Below are 16829 nucleotides of genomic sequence, written 5' to 3' on the forward strand. Positions count from 1 at the left end.
GGGTCGTTAGCTCAGTTGGTAGAGCAGTTGACTTTTAATCAATTGGTCGCAGGTTCGAATCCTGCACGACCCACCATCCTGAATGATTAAAGCAGCATAATCCCGCAAGGGGTCGTTAGCTCAGTTGGTAGAGCAGTTGACTTTTAATCAATTGGTCGCAGGTTCGAATCCTGCACGACCCACCAATGTAAAAAGGCACCCTAAAGGTGCCTTTTTGCTATTCAAGCATCCCTCAATTTCAATTCTTAAACCTGATGACATACTTCGTGCTTGCTGTGCAAACAACTCTACGTCGGTGGAGTAAGCTACATAGCATCGCATCCGGCATCTCATACGTAATTCGAGTGACTTTTCTCCACCATTCGGCTATCTTGTTTAGCATATAAAACAAATTAAACCGATAGTGGCGAATATTACGCTTTATGTCGGTCTAAATGTTAAGCCTGTAAAACGAGATGGCAAGATGAGCGTGATGTTTGATCCTGAAGCGGCGATTTATCCTTTCCCCCCGAAGCCGATACCGTTAAGCATTGATGAAAAAGCGTATTATCGCGAGAAAATAAAACGTCTGCTAAAAGAACGTAATGCGGTGATGGTCGCCCACTACTATACCGATCCCGAAATTCAACAGCTGGCGGAAGAAACTGGCGGCTGTATTTCTGATTCTTTAGAAATGGCGCGCTTTGGTGCCAAACATCCCGCTTCAACGCTACTCGTAGCCGGGGTGAGATTTATGGGAGAAACCGCCAAAATTCTCAGCCCGGAAAAGACAATTCTGATGCCGACACTTCAGGCTGAATGTTCACTGGATCTAGGCTGCCCAATTGAAGAATTTAACGCATTTTGTGATGCCCATCCCGATCGTACTGTCGTCGTCTACGCTAACACTTCTGCTGCGGTAAAAGCGCGCGCAGACTGGGTGGTAACTTCAAGTATTGCTGTTGAACTCATTGATCATCTGGATAGTCTGGGTGAAAAACTCATCTGGGCACCAGACAAACATCTGGGTCGTTACGTACAAAAACAGACGGGCGCAGATATTTTATGCTGGCAAGGCGCCTGCATTGTGCATGATGAGTTTAAGACTCAGGCGTTAACCCGCTTACAAAAACAATACCCTGATGCAGCCATACTGGTGCATCCGGAATCACCACAAGCTATTGTCGATATGGCGGATGCGGTCGGTTCCACAAGTCAGTTGATCAATGCTGCGAAAACATTGCCGCATCAGCGCCTTATTGTGGCAACTGACCGGGGTATCTTCTACAAAATGCAGCAGGCGGTGCCAGACAAAGAGTTACTGGAAGCACCAACCGCTGGCGAGGGAGCAACCTGCCGTAGCTGTGCGCATTGCCCGTGGATGGCTATGAATGGCCTCCAGGCCATCGCAGAGGCATTAGAACAGGGAGAAAGCAAACACGAGGTTCATGTTGATGAAAGGCTGCGAGAGAAGGCGCTGGTGCCGCTCAATCGTATGCTGGATTTTGCGGCTACACTACGTGGATAACGAATAATAAGGCGTAACGTTACGCTTTGGGGGAAAGATGGATTTTTTTAGTGTGCAGAATATCCTGGTACATATACCAATAGGGGCAGGCGGTTATGATCTCTCATGGATCGAAGCGGTAGGCACGATCGCCGGGTTGTTGTGTATTGGTCTTGCCAGTCTGGAGAAGATCAGCAACTACTTCTTTGGTCTGATCAACGTCACCTTGTTTGGCATTATTTTCTTTCAGATTCAGCTGTATGCCAGCCTGCTATTACAGGTGTTTTTCTTTGCCGCGAATATTTACGGCTGGTATGCGTGGTCGCGACAAACCAGTCAGAACGAGGCGGAGTTGAAAATTCGCTGGTTGCCATTGCCGAAGGCGCTAAGCTGGTTGGCGGTTTGCGTTGTTTCGATTGGTCTGATGACGGTATTTATCAATCCGGTGTTTGCATTTTTGACCCGCGTGGCAGTCATGATCATGCAAGCATTAGGATTACAGGTTGCGATGCCTGAACTACAACCGGACGCTTTCCCGTTCTGGGATTCCTGCATGATGGTGTTATCTATTGTGGCAATGATTCTGATGACGCGTAAGTATGTGGAAAACTGGCTGTTGTGGGTGATTATTAACGTGATTAGCGTCGTTATTTTTGCACTTCAGGGCGTTTACGCCATGTCTCTGGAGTACATCATCCTGACCTTTATTGCCCTCAACGGCAGCCGGATGTGGATCAACAGCGCACGCGAAAGAGGTTCACGCGCGCTATCTCATTAATGGTGATGATGTGAATGGCCAGACACTCCTTCATTAAGGTGGCAGTCTGGCCCATGACAAGGTTGATATTCCATCTGAATGGTGGCGTGCTCAATCTGATAGTGATCCATCAGATAATGTTGGATCGTGTCCAACAACGCGTCATGATCGTGTGGCGGGATCACCTGCACATGCAGCGTCATTACTGGCTTTTCACCTACCATCCACACGTGTACATGGTGCACATTGCGGACTTCCGGGATTTCCCGACACATACGACGCTTCAGTTCAGCGATATCCAGCGACACCGGCGCACCTTCAAGTAATTCATTCACGCTGTCTTTCAATAACCGCCACGCGCTGCGCAGAACCAGAAGCGACACCAGTATCGAGAGAATAGGGTCAGCAGGTGTCCAGCCGGTCCAGATAATAATCAACGCGGCAATAATAGCCCCAACCGAACCCAGCAGGTCCCCGAGCACATGCAGTGCCGCTGCTCGCACGTTGAGGTTTTTCTCTTCGCTGCCGTGATGAAGTAACCAGAAAGAAAGTATATTTGCCAGCAACCCAGCCACGGCAATTGCCATCATCATGCCGCCCTCGACCGGACGCGGCGTGCGGAAGCGTTCTATCGCCTCCCAGACAATCAAAATGGTAATCACCACCAGGGCAATGGCATTCACAAACGCCGCGAGTGTGGTCAACCTGAGCCAGCCGAAAGTGTGGCGAATGGTGGGCGGACGACGAGAAAATTGTACGGCAAGCAGGGCGAAAAGCAGGGCAGCAGTATCGGTAAGCATATGTCCTGCGTCGGCCAGCAACGCCAGAGAACCTGAGAGAAAACCGCCAATAACCTCAACCAGCATAAACCCGGCAGTCACGCCGAAAGCATACAACAAGCGACGAGCATTATTATCTTCTGGCAGGTGTGAAGATGTGTGTGAGTGCGCCATGACGAGTCATCCCTTAATTAATCTCACTTAACTTTATGACATCATACCGCTTTTAGAGGGGAAAAATTAAAAGGGAGAGACTCTGCTCTCCCGGTATTGGCTTTTTGGCAGAGTTACTGCGTAGTACCGTCGGTTTTGGTATCGACATCATTGTTGATGCCATCGCCAGTTTGTACTTTTTTATTAATGTCCGGGCAGCGACCATCTTTGCACATCGTATTTTTGTGCTCTTCATCTTTGGTCATGCCGTCATTGTTCATTGAAGAACCATCCGGATGCAACATTGTGCCGCCAGAACCGGTATTTACCCCGTTATTGTCGACGTTATTTGGTGCGACATTTTCACGGGCGTCCGGGGCAACCTGACCCGCATCAGCTGCGGCGTTTGCCTGGCCATTATTGGTTTGCGCTCCGCTATCGGCGGCCAGTGCGGCACCGCTGGCAAGGCTTAGAGTGGCAGTCAGAAAAAGTGTGGCCAGTTTTGTCATTTTCATAGGATGCTCCTGTTATGGTCGTTATGTCGGATAACCTCTTCCAACAGTGCATTTGCAGGTGAATATCAGGTAATGGTTTAAGATTTCAGCCAGAAGAATAAATCCAGCAGAGAATCTTGAAAAAATTAATAAACAGAGAAGTTACAGTTAGAAATTGTAGGTCAGATCTCGTTATTCGCGACAATCTGGCGTTTTTCTTGCTAATTCCAGGATTAATCCGTTCATAGTGTAAAACCCCGTTTACACATTCTGACGGAAGATATAGATTGGAGGGATTGCATTCACTAAGATAAGTATGGCAACACTGGAACAGACATGAATTATCAGAACGACGATTTACGTATCAAAGAAATCAAAGAGTTACTTCCACCTGTCGCACTGCTGGAAAAATTCCCCGCTACCGAAAATGCCGCGAATACGGTTGCCCATGCCCGAAAAGCGATCCATAAGATCCTGAAAGGTAATGATGATCGCCTGTTAGTGGTGATTGGTCCTTGCTCAATTCATGATCCTGTCGCGGCTAAAGAGTATGCCACTCGCTTGCTGGCGCTGCGTGAAGAGCTGAAAGATGAGCTGGAAATCGTAATGCGCGTCTATTTTGAAAAGCCGCGTACCACTGTGGGCTGGAAAGGGCTGATCAACGATCCACATATGGATAACAGCTTCCAGATCAACGACGGTCTGCGTATAGCCCGTAAATTGCTGCTTGATATTAACGACAGCGGTCTGCCAGCGGCGGGTGAGTTTCTCGATATGATCACCCCACAATATCTCGCTGACCTGATGAGCTGGGGCGCAATTGGCGCACGTACAACCGAATCGCAGGTGCACCGCGAGCTGGCGTCTGGTCTTTCTTGCCCGGTAGGTTTTAAAAATGGCACCGATGGTACGATTAAAGTGGCTATCGATGCCATTAATGCCGCCGGTGCGCCGCACTGCTTCCTGTCCGTAACGAAATGGGGGCATTCAGCAATTGTGAATACCAGCGGTAACGGTGATTGCCATATCATTCTGCGCGGCGGTAAAGAGCCTAACTACAGTGCGAAACACGTTGCTGAAGTGAAAGAAGGGCTGAACAAGGCGGGTTTACCGGCGCAGGTGATGATCGATTTCAGCCATGCAAATTCGTCCAAACAGTTCAAAAAGCAGATGGAAGTTTGCGCTGACGTTTGCCAGCAAATTGCCGGTGGCGAAAAGGCTATTATTGGCGTGATGGTGGAAAGCCACCTGGCGGAAGGGAACCAGAGCCTGGAAAGCGGTGAGCCGCTGGCCTATGGCAAGAGCATCACCGATGCCTGCATCGGCTGGGAAGATACCGATGCTCTGTTACGTCAACTGGCGAATGCAGTAAAAGCGCGTCGCGGGTAAGGTTTAATTGTCGGATGCACCGCCAGAGTGGCGTATCCGATTAATCACCGTAGGCATGATAAGACGCGCAGCGTCGCATCAGGCAATGTGCTCCATTGTTAGCAACAAAAAAGCCGACTCACTTGCAGTCGGCTTTCTCATTTTTAAACGAATGACGTTTACTTCGCTTTACCCTGGTTAGCCACCGCCGCTGCTTTCGCTGCGATCTCGTCAGCATTACCCAGATAGTAGCGTTTCAGCGGTTTGAAGTTCTCGTCGAACTCATACACCAGCGGCACGCCAGTCGGGATATTCAGCTCAAGAATCTCTTCTTCGCTCATGTTGTCGAGATATTTCACCAGTGCACGCAGGGAGTTCCCATGAGCGGCGATGATCACGCGCTCACCGCTCTTCATACGCGGCAGAATGGTTTCATTCCAGTAAGGGATCACGCGGTCAATGGTCAGCGCCAGACTTTCAGTCAGCGGCAGTTCTTTCTCGCTCAGCTTCGCGTAACGCGGATCGTGACCCGGATAACGCTCATCATCTTTAGTCAGCTCCGGCGGAGTCACCGCAAAACCACGACGCCACTGTTTCACCTGCTCGTCGCCATACTTTTCAGCGGTTTCCGCTTTGTTCAGACCCTGCAACGCACCGTAGTGACGTTCGTTCAGTTTCCAGGATTTCTCAACGGGCAGCCATGCCTGATCCAGTTCGTCCAGCACATTCCACAGGGTATGGATAGCGCGTTTCAGCACAGAGGTGTAAGCAAAGTCAAAGCTGTAACCTTCCTCTTTCAGCAGCTTACCTGCTGCTTTTGCTTCGCTTACGCCTTTCTCAGACAGATCCACGTCGTACCAACCGGTGAAACGGTTTTCTTTGTTCCACTGACTTTCGCCATGACGAACCAGAACTAGCTTAGTTACAGCCATATACTTACTCCTCAAATCATTATTAAATGATAATAATTCTCATTATATTACCGTGACGAAGCAACAGCAATGCTTACGCATAACCATAGCGAAAATAGTGTCGCAGTGTAAGGTTGTTGTGAATATTGAGTTGCAAATATGTCGGTGTTTGCTGGTGATTTGAGCAACATGAGGATAAAGCCCTCATCACGAGGGCTTAAAATTATTCAGCAATAAACTGATATTCCGTCAGGCTGGAATACTCTTCGCCAGGGCGCAGGAAGCAGTCCGGCTGCGGCCATTCAGGGTGGTTCGGACTGTCTGGCAGAAATTCGCTTTCCAGCGCCAGTCCTTGCCAGTCGGCGTAAGGTTCGGTTCCCCGTGACGGCGTACCGCCGAGGAAGTTACCGGAGTAAAATTGCAGAGCCGGAGCGGTGGTGTAGACCTTCAGCTGCAATTTTTCATCTGCTGACCAGACATGCGCTGCCACTTTCTTGCCATCACCTTTGGCCTGCAACAAGAACGCGTGATCGTAACCTTTCACTTTGCGCTGATCGTCGTCGGCAAGAAACTCACTGGCGATGATTTTGGCGCTGCGGAAATCAAAAGACGTCCCGGCGACAGATTTCAGACCGTCGTGCGGAATGCCGCCTTCATCAACTGGCAGATATTCGTCCGCCATAATCTGCAGTTTGTGATTGCGCACGTCAGACTGCTCGCCGTCGAGGTTGAAATAGACGTGGTTAGTCATATTCACCGGGCAAGGTTTATCAACCGTGGCGCGATAGGTAATAGAGATACGGTTATCGTCGGTCAGACGATACTGCACCGTCGCGCCGAGATTCCCCGGAAAGCCCTGATCGCCATCTTCTGAAGTCAGGGCAAACAGTACCTGACGATCGTTCTGGTTCACAATCTGCCAGCGACGTTTGTCGAACCCTTCCGGGCCGCCATGCAACTGGTTAACGCCCTGACTTGGCGAAAGCGTTACGGTTTCACCGTCAAAGGTATAACGGCTATTGGCGATACGGTTGGCATAACGACCAATAGAGGCTCCCAGAAACGCAGCCTGATCCTGGTAGCATTCAGGGCTGGCGCAGCCAAGCAGCGCCTCGCGGACGCTGCCATCGGAAAGCGGAATACGGGCTGAAAGTAAAGTCGCACCCCAGTCCATCAGCGTGACTACCATCCCTGCGTTGTTACGCAAAGTTAACAGTCGGTACGGCTGACCATCGGGTGCCAGTGCGGGAGTTTCGTTCAGCACTGTCCTGCTCCTTGTGATGGTTTACACACGTAAAAAGTCTCTTTAATGCCTGTTTTTGCTTCATATTGTTCAGCGACAGCTTGCTGTACGGCAGGCACCAGCTCTTCCGGGATCAGCGCGACGATACAGCCGCCAAATCCGCCACCGGTCATGCGTACGCCACCTTTGTCGCCAATCACAGCTTTGACGATCTCTACCAGAGTGTCAATTTGCGGTACGGTGATTTCGAAATCATCGCGCATAGAGGCATGAGACTCCGCCATCAGCTCGCCCATACGCTTCAGGTCGCCTTGCTCCAGCGCGCTGGCAGCTTCAACGGTACGGGCGTTTTCGGTCAGGATATGACGCACGCGTTTCGCCACGATCGGATCCAGTTCATGCGCTACGGCGTTGAATTCTTCAATGGTGACATCGCGTAGGGCTGGCCGCTGGAAGAAACGCGCACCGGTTTCGCACTGTTCACGACGGGTGTTGTATTCGCTGCCAACCAGGGTACGTTTGAAGTTACTGTTGATGATGACCACAGCCACACCTTTCGGCATGGAGACTGCTTTGGTGCCCAGTGAGCGGCAATCGATCAGCAAGGCATGATCTTTCTTGCCCAGCGCGGAAATCAGCTGATCCATGATCCCGCAGTTACAGCCAACAAACTGGTTTTCTGCTTCCTGACCGTTAAGCGCGATTTGTGCGCCGTCCAGCGGCAGATGATAAAGCTGCTGCAATACGGTTCCGACCGCCACTTCCAGTGAGGCGGAAGAACTTAACCCGGCACCCTGCGGCACATTGCCGCTAATCACCATGTCCACACCGCCGAAGCTATTGTTACGCAGTTGCAGATGTTTCACCACGCCACGAACGTAGTTAGCCCATTGATAGTTTTCATGCGCGACAATGGGCGCATCAAGGGAAAACTCGTCAGTCTGATTTTCATAATCGGCTGCCATCACGCGAATTTTACGGTCATCGCGTGGCGCACAGCTAATTACAGTTTGATAATCAATCGCGCAGGGCAGAACGAAACCGTCGTTGTAGTCGGTGTGTTCGCCAATAAGATTCACGCGCCCAGGCGCCTGAATGGTATGAGTGGCAGGGTAGCCAAATGCGTTGGCAAACAGAGATTGTGTTTTTTCTTTCAGACTCATTTCTTACACTCCGAATTCGCGAAAATGGATATCGCTGACTGCGCGCAAACGCTCTGCTGCCTGTTCTGCCGTCAGGTCACGCTGGGTCTCTGCCAACATTTCATAACCGACCATAAATTTACGTACAGTGGCAGAGCGCAGCAGAGGTGGATAAAAGTGCGCGTGCAGCTGCCAGTGTTGATTCTCTTCGCCATTAAATGGCGCACCGTGCCAGCCCATAGAGTAGGGGAAGGAGCACTGGAAGAGGTTGTCATAACGACTGGTCAGCTTTTTCAACGCCAACGCCAAATCGCTGCGCTGGGCGTCGGTCAAATCGGTGATCCGTAATACGTGGGCTTTGGGCAGCAGTAGCGTTTCGAACGGCCAGGCAGCCCAGTAAGGCACAACGGCTAACCAGTGTTCGGTTTCGACAACGGTACGGCTACCGTCTGCCAGCTCGCGCTGAACATAATCCACCAGCATTGGCGATTTCTGCTCGGCAAAATATTCTTTTTGCAGGCGGTCTTCGCGCTCAGCTTCGTTAGGCAGGAAGCTATTTGCCCAAATCTGTCCGTGCGGATGCGGGTTAGAGCAGCCCATCGCCGCACCTTTGTTTTCAAAGACCTGCACCCATGGGTACGTTTTCCCCAGTTCTGCAGTTTGCTCCTGCCAGGTTTTGACGATTTCCGTCAATGCCGCAACGCTCAGTTCTGGCAACGTTTTACTGTGATCCGGCGAAAAGCAGATCACTCGGCTGGTGCCGCGCGCGCTCTGGCAACGCATCAGCGGATCGTTGCTTTCTGGCGCATCTGGCGTGTCAGACATCAAGGCCGCAAAGTCATTAGTGAAAACGTAAGTCCCTGTGTAATCGGGGTTTTTATCGCCTGTCACCCGCACATTACCTGCGCAGAGGAAACAATCTGGATCGTGCGCAGGTAACACCTGTTTGGCTGGCGTTTCCTGCGCCCCCTGCCAGGGGCGCTTAGCGCGGTGCGGTGAAACAAGAATCCATTGCCCGGTGAGCGGGTTATAGCGGCGATGTGGATGATCAACGGGATTAAATTGCGTCATGGTCGTTCCTTAATCGGGATATCCCTGTGGATGGCGTGACTGCCAGTGCCAGGTGTCCTGCGCCATTTCATCGAGTGTGCGCGTTACGCGCCAGTTCAGTTCACGGTCGGCTTTGCTGGCATCCGCCCAGTAGGCCGGAAGGTCGCCTTCGCGACGCGGTGCAAAATGGTAATTAACCGGTTTGCCGCAGGCTTTGCTGAAGGCATTAACCACGTCCAGCACGCTGCTGCCTACGCCTGCGCCGAGGTTGTAGATGTGTACGCCAGGCTTGTTCGCCAGTTTTTCCATCGCCACGACGTGGCCGTCCGCCAGATCCATTACGTGAATGTAATCGCGCACACCAGTGCCGTCTTCGGTCGGATAATCGTTACCAAAAATGGCCAGCGAGTCGCGACGGCCTACAGCAACCTGGGCGATGTATGGCATCAGGTTATTCGGAATGCCTTGCGGATCTTCGCCCATATCGCCCGACGGGTGCGCGCCAACCGGGTTGAAGTAGCGTAGCAGGGCAATACTCCAGTCCGGCTGGGCTTTTTGCAGGTCGGTAAGGATCTGTTCCACCATCAGCTTGCTTTTGCCGTAAGGGCTTTGCGGTGTGCCGGTCGGGAAGCTTTCAACGTATGGAATTTTGGGCTGATCGCCATAAACGGTGGCGGAGGAGCTAAAAATAAAGTTTTTGACGTTAGCGGCGCGCATGGCGCTAATCAGGCGCAAAGTACCGTTGACGTTGTTGTCGTAGTATTCCAGCGGTTTTTGTACCGACTCGCCAACGGCTTTCAGCCCGGCAAAGTGGATCACGGTGTCGATAGCGTGATCGTGCAGGATCTCGGTCATCAACGCTTCGTTACGGATGTCGCCTTCAACAAACGTCGGATGTTTGCCGCCTAAACGCTCGATAACAGGCAGTACGCTGCGCTTACTGTTACAGAGGTTATCAAGAATGATGACATCATGACCGTTTTGCAGTAATTGCACACAGGTATGACTTCCAATGTAACCGCTACCACCGGTAACCAGAACTCTCATAATTCGCTCCATCAGGCTTATGGTATGAAATAACCATAGCATAACAAAGATGCGAAAAGTGTGACATGGAATAAATTAGTGGAATCGTTTACACAAGAATTTAGCCATTTTCTATGCGCAATTAATTGATTATAAAACAGAGGGTTTGTGAATGATTGCGCCTTTTATCTGAAAAAAAGTCGCGTTTTCATGCCTGGATGCGTTAAACCGTAGGCCGAATAAGGCTTTCACGCCGCATCCGGCACAGTCACTCAATTTATTTTGGTAAGCGCATAGCGATAGAGGTCACCGTCTGGCACGAACTCCAGACGATGGGTAATACAGGCAGGCGCATCTTCAGCGTGGTGCGAAACAAACAACAACTGCGTTTCACCTTCGCTAATCAGCACATCAACAAATCTACGGATAAGCTGGCGATTCAGCGGATCAAGCCCTTGCAATGGTTCATCAAGAATAAGCAACGTCGGATGTTTCACCAGTGCGCGGACGATCAGCGCCAGACGCTGCTGTCCCCAGGAAAGACTATGGAAAGGAGCGTCAGCCGTGCGTTTATCAATGCCGAGAATATCCAGCCACTGCTGCACCAGTTTTTGCTGGCGATCCGAAACGGCCTGATAAATGCCAATCGAATCAAAATAGCCAGAAAGAATCACATTACGCACAATAGTACTGACCCGGTAATCCAGATGCAAACTACTGCTGACGTAACCGATATGCTTTTTGATATCCCAGATGGTTTCGCCGCTGCCACGACGTCGGCCGAAAAGCGTCAAATCGTTGCTGTAACCTTGCGGATGATCGCCAGTAATCAGGCTTAATAACGTCGATTTTCCCGCGCCATTTGGCCCGACAATTTGCCAGTGTTCACCTGGATTCACCTGCCAGCTAAGGTTATTAAGAATGGGGCGATCGTTATAAGAAACCACGCCATTGTTCAGCACAATGCGCGGTTCGTTGGCGGGTAAGGCGTGACGTGCTGAAGGTTCATCCGGCTCCGGCAGTTGCACACCTTCAAGCTGTTCACTATGCGCCAGTTGCGCGACGAGTGCTTGTTGGAGCAGTTCCTCTTTAGCGCCAGTTTCCGCTAACGTGCAATCCGCCAGCACGCCAGCAAACTGGACAAACTCCGGGATCTCATCGAAGCGATTGAGCACCAGTACCAGAGTAATACCGGACTGATGTAACGAGGCGAGCAGTTCTGCCAGTTGCTGACGTGAGGCAACATCAAGACCATCGAACGGTTCATCAAGAATCAGTAAATCAGGATCTGACATTAGCGCCTGACAGAGCAGGGTTTTACGCGTCTCGCCAGTGGAAAGGTATTTAAATCGTCGGTCGAGGAGGGCGGTAATACCGAACTGCTGCGCCAGTTGCAAACAACGCTGTGCATCTTTAACTTCATCCTGAATGATCTCAGCCGTGGTACGCCCGGTGTCATCTTCGCCAGGACTAAGCATATCGGTATTATTCCGCTGCCATTCATCGCTGACGAGCTTTTGCAATTGCTCGAAGGAGAGACGAGTGATGTGGAAAAACTGGCTTTGCCGTTCACCTTTCAAAAGCGGAAGTTCCCCCGCCAGCGCGCGGGCCAGCGCCGACTTCCCGCTGCCATTTGAACCGACAAACGCCCAACTATCACCCGCGTTTAACGTTAGCTGAGACAATTGCAGCGTTTTTGTGTCGCTAAGACGAAACGTGCCTTGCAAAATTTGCAACGATGACATTTTATATCCCATTTTTTGCAGCGATTACTGACAGGGATACTTGTTTCATAACAAATTGTCAACACGCTTAGCACAGCGTGGCGATAATCACGCTGTCGGCATTAAAGTAGGCCGTGACATTCTGCCCTTGCTCAAGAGAAGCCGCTTCATTTACCGGCACCGTGGCGCACAGGGTTTGCCCGTCGGGTAGCGCCATTAATACTTCGCACTGCTCCGCGCCGCGCTCAATATGACTAATAATGCCCGGCAATGGGTTGTCGGCGTTTTGTGCGACCGCCTCGTCCTGAGTAATACCTACCCACGGTGCTTTCAGCAGTATCAACACTTCTTTGCCTTCATCCAGCTCCAGACGCGCGCCGCTTTGTGCGGTAATTGCGACTTTCAGGCGTGTTTTTCCGTCAGCCAGTAAGACATCAACATGCTGTTGAACGTCATCATGATCGCGGGCGGTGATGGTGCCGAACCACTGGTTACGGGCGCTGGTCTGCAGTGAAAAACGTGAGATAGCTGCCAGCAGGCTGTTCAGCGGCAGGGCGTCATCGTCACTTAACACATCAAAGGCTTTTTGCTGGATCTGCGCCAGGAGGTCATAGAGCTGAATCAGCCGCTGGCCATAGCGGGTCAGTACCGCGCCACCGCCACCTTTTCCTCCTGTAGCACGTTCAACCAGCGTATGTTCGCTTAACTGATTCATCTCGTTAATGGCATCCCAGGCGCTTTTATAGCTGATACCGGCATCTTTCGCCCCCTGGCTGATAGAACCGGAAAGGGCAATGTGTTTTAGTAGCGAAATGCGGCGTGGGTCGGCAAATAGCTTTTGTTGAAGCTTAAGGGTGAGAAGGATTTCGGCCTGCATAACAATGTCCTGGCAAAAGTCTTATTGTGACGGAAAACGAACGCCACGCAAAGCTGACCGCACAAAAGGGGAGTGCTTTTCTGTGCTTAGCGGTTAGAATAGTGACAGGACTATATCTGGAGTTGACCATGTTAGAGTTATTAAAAAGTCTGGTATTCGCCGTAATCATGGTACCTGTCGTGATGGCCATCATCCTGGGTCTGATTTACGGTCTTGGTGAAGTATTCAACATCTTTTCTGGTGTTGGTAAAAAAGACCAGCCCGGACAAAATCATTGATTCCCTGAATGCCCGCTTAGTCGGGCATTTTCTTTTTTCTCAACTTCCTGCTTTTCCTGCCGATATTTTTTCTAGCTACCTCTCAAAGGTTAACAATAACTGCTGGGAAAATTCTGAATCAGTCGTTATATTGTTGCCTACATAACGTTACATGAAGGGGTTACCAATGGCTCGTAAATGGTTGAACTTGTTTGCCGGAGCGGCGCTCTCTTTAACTCTTGCAGGCAATGCGCTGGCAGACGAAGGGAAGATTACAGTTTTTGCGGCAGCATCACTGACCAACGCAATGCAGGACATCGCTACGCAGTATAAAAAAGAGAAAGGCGTGGACGTCGTTTCTTCTTTTGCCTCGTCTTCTACCCTGGCCCGTCAGATTGAAGCGGGCGCGCCTGCGGATCTGTTTATTTCTGCCGATCAGAAATGGATGGATTATGCGGTTGATAAAAAAGCGATCGACACTGCCACGCGTCAGACATTGCTCGGCAATAGCCTGGTCGTTGTAGCACCGAAAACCAGTGCACAGAAAGATTTCACCATCGACAGCAAAACCAACTGGACTTCGCTGCTGAATGGCGGTCGCCTGGCGGTTGGCGATCCGGAACATGTCCCCGCTGGTATTTATGCGAAAGAAGCACTGCAAAAACTGGGCGCATGGGATACGCTCTCCCCGAAACTGGCTCCGGCGGAAGATGTTCGTGGGGCGCTGGCGCTGGTTGAACGCAATGAAGCACCGCTGGGCATTGTTTACGGTTCTGACGCGGTTGCCAGCAAAGGGGTTAAAGTAGTAGCCACTTTCCCGGAAGATTCGCATAAAAAAGTGGAATATCCGGTTGCCGTCGTGGAAGGGCATAACAATGCGACAGTGAAAGCATTTTACGATTATCTGAAGGGACCGCAGGCTGCGGAAATCTTTAAACGTTACGGATTTACAACTAAGTAATGATACTGACCGATCCAGAATGGCAGGCGGTTTTACTAAGCCTGAAAGTTTCTTCCCTGGCTGTGCTGTTTAGCCTGCCGTTTGGGATCTTTTTTGCCTGGTTACTGGTGCGTTGCACGTTTCCGGGCAAAGCTCTGCTCGACAGCGTGCTGCATCTACCGCTGGTGTTACCGCCAGTAGTCGTCGGCTACTTGCTGTTAGTTTCTATGGGACGGCGCGGATTTATCGGTGAACGCCTGTATGACTGGTTTGGCATTACCTTCGCCTTTAGCTGGCGTGGCGCGGTTCTCGCTGCCGCCGTCATGTCTTTTCCGCTGATGGTGCGGGCAATTCGTCTGGCGCTGGAAGGCGTTGATGTCAAACTGGAACAGGCCGCAAGAACACTCGGGGCTGGGCGCTGGCGCGTTTTCTTTACCATCACGTTACCGCTGACTTTGCCGGGAATTATTGTCGGTACGGTGCTGGCGTTCGCTCGTTCGCTCGGTGAATTTGGTGCAACCATCACCTTTGTTTCTAACATTCCTGGTGAAACGCGAACCATTCCTTCAGCCATGTATACCTTGATCCAGACTCCTGGCGGGGAAAGCGGTGCGGCGAGACTTTGCATCATCTCTATTGCGCTGGCGATGATTTCCTTGCTGATTTCAGAATGGCTGGCAAGAATCAGCCGTGAGCGGGCGGGGCGCTAATCATGCTGGAACTGAATTTTTCCCAGACGTTGGGCAACCATTGCCTGACCATTAATGAAACGCTGCCCGCCAACGGCATCACTGCTATCTTTGGTGTCTCCGGTGCTGGAAAAACCTCGCTGATTAACGCCATCAGTGGACTGACACGTCCGCAAAAAGGGCGGATTGTCCTCAATGGTCGGGTACTAAATGACGCCGAAAAAGGTATCTGCCTGACGCCAGAAAAGCGTCGCGTTGGCTATGTGTTTCAGGATGCGCGGCTGTTTCCGCATTACAAAGTGCGTGGCAATCTGCGCTACGGCATGGCGAAAAGCATGGTCGATCAGTTCGACAAGCTGGTGGCGCTTTTAGGCATTGAACCGTTACTTGAACGTTTACCGGGCAGCCTGTCCGGTGGCGAAAAACAGCGTGTGGCGATTGGTCGGGCATTGCTGACGGCGCCGGAATTGCTGTTGCTGGATGAACCGCTGGCGTCACTGGATATTCCGCGTAAACGCGAACTGTTGCCTTATCTGCAACGTCTGACGCGGGAAATTAACGTTCCGATGTTGTATGTCAGCCATTCTCTGGATGAGATCCTCCATCTGGCAGACAGAGTGATGGTGCTGGAAAACGGTCAGGTGAAAGCCTTTGGCGCGCTGGAAGAAGTCTGGGGTAGTAGCGTGATGAATCCGTGGCTGCCGAAAGAGCAACAAAGCAGCATTCTGAAAGTGTCGATACTGGAGCATCATCCGCATTACGCAATGACCGCGCTGGCGCTGGGCGATCAGCATTTGTGGGTCAATAAGCTGGACGAGCCGTTACAAGCTGCGCTACGTATTCGCATTCAGGCTTCCGATGTCTCGCTGGTTTTACAGCCTCCGCAGCAAACCAGCATTCGTAACGTGTTGCGCGCAAAAGTTGTTAATAGCTATGACGACAACGGTCAGGTGGAAGTCGAACTGGAAGTCGGTGGTAAAACGCTGTGGGCGCGTATTAGCCCGTGGGCCAGGGATGAACTGGCAATCAGACCTGGCCTGTGGCTGTACGCGCAAATTAAAAGTGTGTCGATAACCGCCTGATTAAATCAGGTGGCTATAAATGAACTGGGCAATGCTGTCGGTGGTGTTATCCCCAATCACAATGTTGGCGCGCGCTTTTACTGCGTCATCGGCGTTGCCCATCGCTACACCCGTTCCGGCGGCTTCCAGCATACTGATATCATTAAAGTTATCGCCAAACGCAATCACATCATCCATCGACCAGCCTTGTGCCTCAATCCATTTCGTCAGGCGTCTACCTTTGCTGTTGCCGCCGCGTGCAATATCAACTTGATCGTGCCAGGACCATTCGCACTCCAGTCCTAATTCATGTTCAACATGCTTACCAAAATGCTGCAATCGCGGCAGGTCATCGTGCGTCAGGGCGAACTTCCACACCGCCTTAACTTCTTGTGCCGTCTCGGCCAGCGAGGCAACCTGGGTAAAGGTCGGACGCTGTTCTGGCGGCAGGGTTTGCGCCCAGTTAGAAGTACGAATAACATGCCCGGTCGGGTGTTCATACACCATTGCATCATCGACATACATCAGGCCGTGAATGTGGTGTTCATTCAGCATCTCAATGAGTTGCAGGGCTTTATTAACAGGCATTGGATCGGCTTCAAGCACGGTTTTTGCATGATAATCATACAAATAGGTGCCGTTACAGCAAATAGCAGGTGTATCCAGCGCCAGCGCCTGATAAAAAGGATGAATAGCGACGTGATGGCGACCCGTGACGATAATCAATTGATAGCCAGCTTCGCGAGCGCGAGCCAGTGCTTCTATAGATGAGGGAAGCAGGGTCTTTTTCGGGGTCAATAAGGTGCCGTCTAAGTCGAGAGCAATCACGCGTGTGGTCATGGCGTTTTCCAGATTAAGGTTAAGAATTTTCG

17 protein-coding genes and 2 tRNA genes are annotated in these 16829 nt (G+C 51.2%); 9 read left to right on the forward strand and 10 right to left on the reverse strand.

Going from position 1 to position 16829, the window contains the following annotated elements; genetic code table 11:
- The 4 genes from WC5_RS08575 (at nt 1) to pnuC (ending at nt 2264) form a co-directional block, all read left to right on the forward strand.
- Nucleotides 1-76, forward strand: a tRNA-Lys gene (locus WC5_RS08575).
- 33 nt (nt 77-109) lie between these two features.
- A tRNA-Lys gene (locus WC5_RS08570) sits at nt 110-185 on the forward strand.
- Nucleotides 186-463: 278 nt separating this feature from the next.
- Nucleotides 464-1507: a quinolinate synthase NadA gene (gene nadA / locus WC5_RS08565; RefSeq protein WP_000115318.1), complete on the forward strand. Its 1044-nt coding sequence runs from the start codon at nt 464-466 to the stop codon at nt 1505-1507.
- 37 nt (nt 1508-1544) lie between these two features.
- Nucleotides 1545-2264 (forward strand): nicotinamide riboside transporter PnuC, encoded by a 720-nt coding sequence (gene pnuC / locus WC5_RS08560; RefSeq protein WP_000345406.1) that lies wholly within the window; start codon nt 1545-1547, stop codon nt 2262-2264.
- Here the strand turns inward: pnuC and zitB are convergent.
- Together zitB and WC5_RS08550 are read right to left on the reverse strand one after the other, a co-directional pair.
- Entirely contained in the window at nt 2261-3196 is a 936-nt protein-coding gene (gene zitB, locus WC5_RS08555; RefSeq protein WP_000951314.1) for a CDF family zinc transporter ZitB, read from the reverse strand. The two genes, pnuC and zitB, sit on opposite strands and share 4 nt — an antisense overlap.
- Nucleotides 3197-3309: 113 nt before the next feature.
- Nucleotides 3310-3690, reverse strand: a complete 381-nt coding sequence (locus tag WC5_RS08550) for a YbgS-like family protein (RefSeq protein ID WP_000784348.1) — start codon at nt 3688-3690, stop codon at nt 3310-3312.
- 315 nt (nt 3691-4005) lie between these two features.
- Here WC5_RS08550 and aroG point away from each other — a divergent pair, with 315 nt between their 5' ends.
- A complete protein-coding gene (gene aroG, locus WC5_RS08545; RefSeq protein WP_001109203.1) occupies nt 4006-5058 on the forward strand; it encodes a 3-deoxy-7-phosphoheptulonate synthase AroG in 1053 nt (350 codons plus the stop codon).
- Between the two features lie 158 nt (nt 5059-5216).
- Here the strand turns inward: aroG and gpmA are convergent, their stop codons facing one another.
- The 7 genes from gpmA to modE all read right to left on the reverse strand — a co-directional run bounded on the left by gpmA (nt 5217) and on the right by modE (nt 13010).
- Complete coding sequence (gene gpmA, locus WC5_RS08540; protein WP_001295305.1) at nt 5217-5969, reverse strand: 2,3-diphosphoglycerate-dependent phosphoglycerate mutase; 753 nt, start codon at nt 5967-5969, stop codon at nt 5217-5219.
- 202 nt (nt 5970-6171) lie between these two features.
- Nucleotides 6172-7212: a galactose-1-epimerase gene (galM, locus tag WC5_RS08535; protein ID WP_000931407.1), complete on the reverse strand. Its 1041-nt coding sequence runs from the start codon at nt 7210-7212 to the stop codon at nt 6172-6174.
- Nucleotides 7206-8354, reverse strand: coding sequence for a galactokinase (galK, locus tag WC5_RS08530; protein ID WP_000053400.1), 1149 nt, complete (start codon nt 8352-8354; stop codon nt 7206-7208). The genes galM and galK overlap by 7 nt, the downstream gene beginning before the upstream one ends.
- Before the next feature lie 3 nt (nt 8355-8357).
- Nucleotides 8358-9404, reverse strand: a complete 1047-nt coding sequence (galT, locus tag WC5_RS08525; RefSeq protein ID WP_000191507.1) for a galactose-1-phosphate uridylyltransferase — start codon at nt 9402-9404, stop codon at nt 8358-8360.
- Nucleotides 9405-9413: 9 nt separating this feature from the next.
- Entirely contained in the window at nt 9414-10430 is a 1017-nt protein-coding gene (gene galE / locus WC5_RS08520; RefSeq protein ID WP_001265443.1) for a UDP-glucose 4-epimerase GalE, read from the reverse strand.
- Between the two features lie 251 nt (nt 10431-10681).
- Complete coding sequence (modF, locus tag WC5_RS08515) at nt 10682-12154, reverse strand: molybdate ABC transporter ATP-binding protein ModF (RefSeq protein WP_000096909.1); 1473 nt, start codon at nt 12152-12154, stop codon at nt 10682-10684.
- A gap of 67 nt (nt 12155-12221) precedes the next feature.
- Nucleotides 12222-13010 carry a molybdenum-dependent transcriptional regulator gene (gene modE / locus WC5_RS08510; protein WP_001147449.1) on the reverse strand — a complete coding sequence of 263 codons (789 nt, stop codon included), beginning with the start codon at nt 13008-13010 and terminating at the stop codon, nt 12222-12224.
- Nucleotides 13011-13138: 128 nt separating this feature from the next.
- On the opposite strand from modE, the gene acrZ reads away from it, so the two are divergent.
- From acrZ to modC, 4 genes are all read left to right on the forward strand, one after another.
- A complete protein-coding gene (acrZ, locus tag WC5_RS08505) occupies nt 13139-13288 on the forward strand; it encodes a multidrug efflux pump accessory protein AcrZ (protein WP_000891515.1) in 150 nt (49 codons plus the stop codon).
- A gap of 166 nt (nt 13289-13454) precedes the next feature.
- On the forward strand, nt 13455-14228 hold the full coding sequence (gene modA, locus WC5_RS08500; protein ID WP_000113011.1) for a molybdate ABC transporter substrate-binding protein: 774 nt from the start codon (nt 13455-13457) through the stop codon (nt 14226-14228).
- Nucleotides 14228-14917: a molybdate ABC transporter permease subunit gene (gene modB, locus WC5_RS08495; RefSeq protein WP_000604034.1), complete on the forward strand. Its 690-nt coding sequence runs from the start codon at nt 14228-14230 to the stop codon at nt 14915-14917. Before modA ends, modB begins: the two co-directional genes overlap by 1 nt.
- Nucleotides 14918-14919: 2 nt before the next feature.
- Complete coding sequence (gene modC, locus WC5_RS08490) at nt 14920-15978, forward strand: molybdenum ABC transporter ATP-binding protein ModC (RefSeq protein ID WP_000891689.1); 1059 nt, start codon at nt 14920-14922, stop codon at nt 15976-15978.
- Here modC and ybhA read toward each other — a convergent pair whose 3' ends face one another.
- On the reverse strand, nt 15979-16797 hold the full coding sequence (gene ybhA, locus WC5_RS08485; RefSeq protein WP_000213423.1) for a bifunctional pyridoxal phosphate/fructose-1,6-bisphosphate phosphatase: 819 nt from the start codon (nt 16795-16797) through the stop codon (nt 15979-15981).
- Nucleotides 16798-16829: the final 32 nt, after the last annotated feature.

The sequence above is a fragment of the Escherichia sp. KTE114 genome (genome assembly GCF_000407765.1).
GTDB classification, from domain to species: Bacteria; Pseudomonadota; Gammaproteobacteria; order Enterobacterales; family Enterobacteriaceae; genus Escherichia; species Escherichia ruysiae.

Excerpts from the sequence above, each read along its gene's own strand:
- nadA (WP_000115318.1), top strand. The coding sequence starts at position 464 with ATGAGCGTGATGTTTGATCCTGAAGCGGCGATTTATCCTTTCCCCCCG.
- pnuC (WP_000345406.1), top strand. The coding sequence starts at position 1,545 with ATGGATTTTTTTAGTGTGCAGAATATCCTGGTACATATACCAATAGGG.
- zitB (WP_000951314.1), bottom strand. The coding sequence starts at position 3,196 with ATGGCGCACTCACACACATCTTCACACCTGCCAGAAGATAATAATGCT.
- WC5_RS08550 (WP_000784348.1), bottom strand. The coding sequence starts at position 3,690 with ATGAAAATGACAAAACTGGCCACACTTTTTCTGACTGCCACTCTAAGC.
- aroG (WP_001109203.1), top strand. The coding sequence starts at position 4,006 with ATGAATTATCAGAACGACGATTTACGTATCAAAGAAATCAAAGAGTTA.
- gpmA (WP_001295305.1), bottom strand. The coding sequence starts at position 5,969 with ATGGCTGTAACTAAGCTAGTTCTGGTTCGTCATGGCGAAAGTCAGTGG.
- galK (WP_000053400.1), bottom strand. The coding sequence starts at position 8,354 with ATGAGTCTGAAAGAAAAAACACAATCTCTGTTTGCCAACGCATTTGGC.
- galT (WP_000191507.1), bottom strand. The coding sequence starts at position 9,404 with ATGACGCAATTTAATCCCGTTGATCATCCACATCGCCGCTATAACCCG.
- galE (WP_001265443.1), bottom strand. The coding sequence starts at position 10,430 with ATGAGAGTTCTGGTTACCGGTGGTAGCGGTTACATTGGAAGTCATACC.
- modF (WP_000096909.1), bottom strand. The coding sequence starts at position 12,154 with ATGTCATCGTTGCAAATTTTGCAAGGCACGTTTCGTCTTAGCGACACA.
- modE (WP_001147449.1), bottom strand. The coding sequence starts at position 13,010 with ATGCAGGCCGAAATCCTTCTCACCCTTAAGCTTCAACAAAAGCTATTT.
- acrZ (WP_000891515.1), top strand. The coding sequence starts at position 13,139 with ATGTTAGAGTTATTAAAAAGTCTGGTATTCGCCGTAATCATGGTACCT.
- modA (WP_000113011.1), top strand. The coding sequence starts at position 13,455 with ATGGCTCGTAAATGGTTGAACTTGTTTGCCGGAGCGGCGCTCTCTTTA.
- modB (WP_000604034.1), top strand. The coding sequence starts at position 14,228 with ATGATACTGACCGATCCAGAATGGCAGGCGGTTTTACTAAGCCTGAAA.
- modC (WP_000891689.1), top strand. The coding sequence starts at position 14,920 with ATGCTGGAACTGAATTTTTCCCAGACGTTGGGCAACCATTGCCTGACC.
- ybhA (WP_000213423.1), bottom strand. The coding sequence starts at position 16,797 with ATGACCACACGCGTGATTGCTCTCGACTTAGACGGCACCTTATTGACC.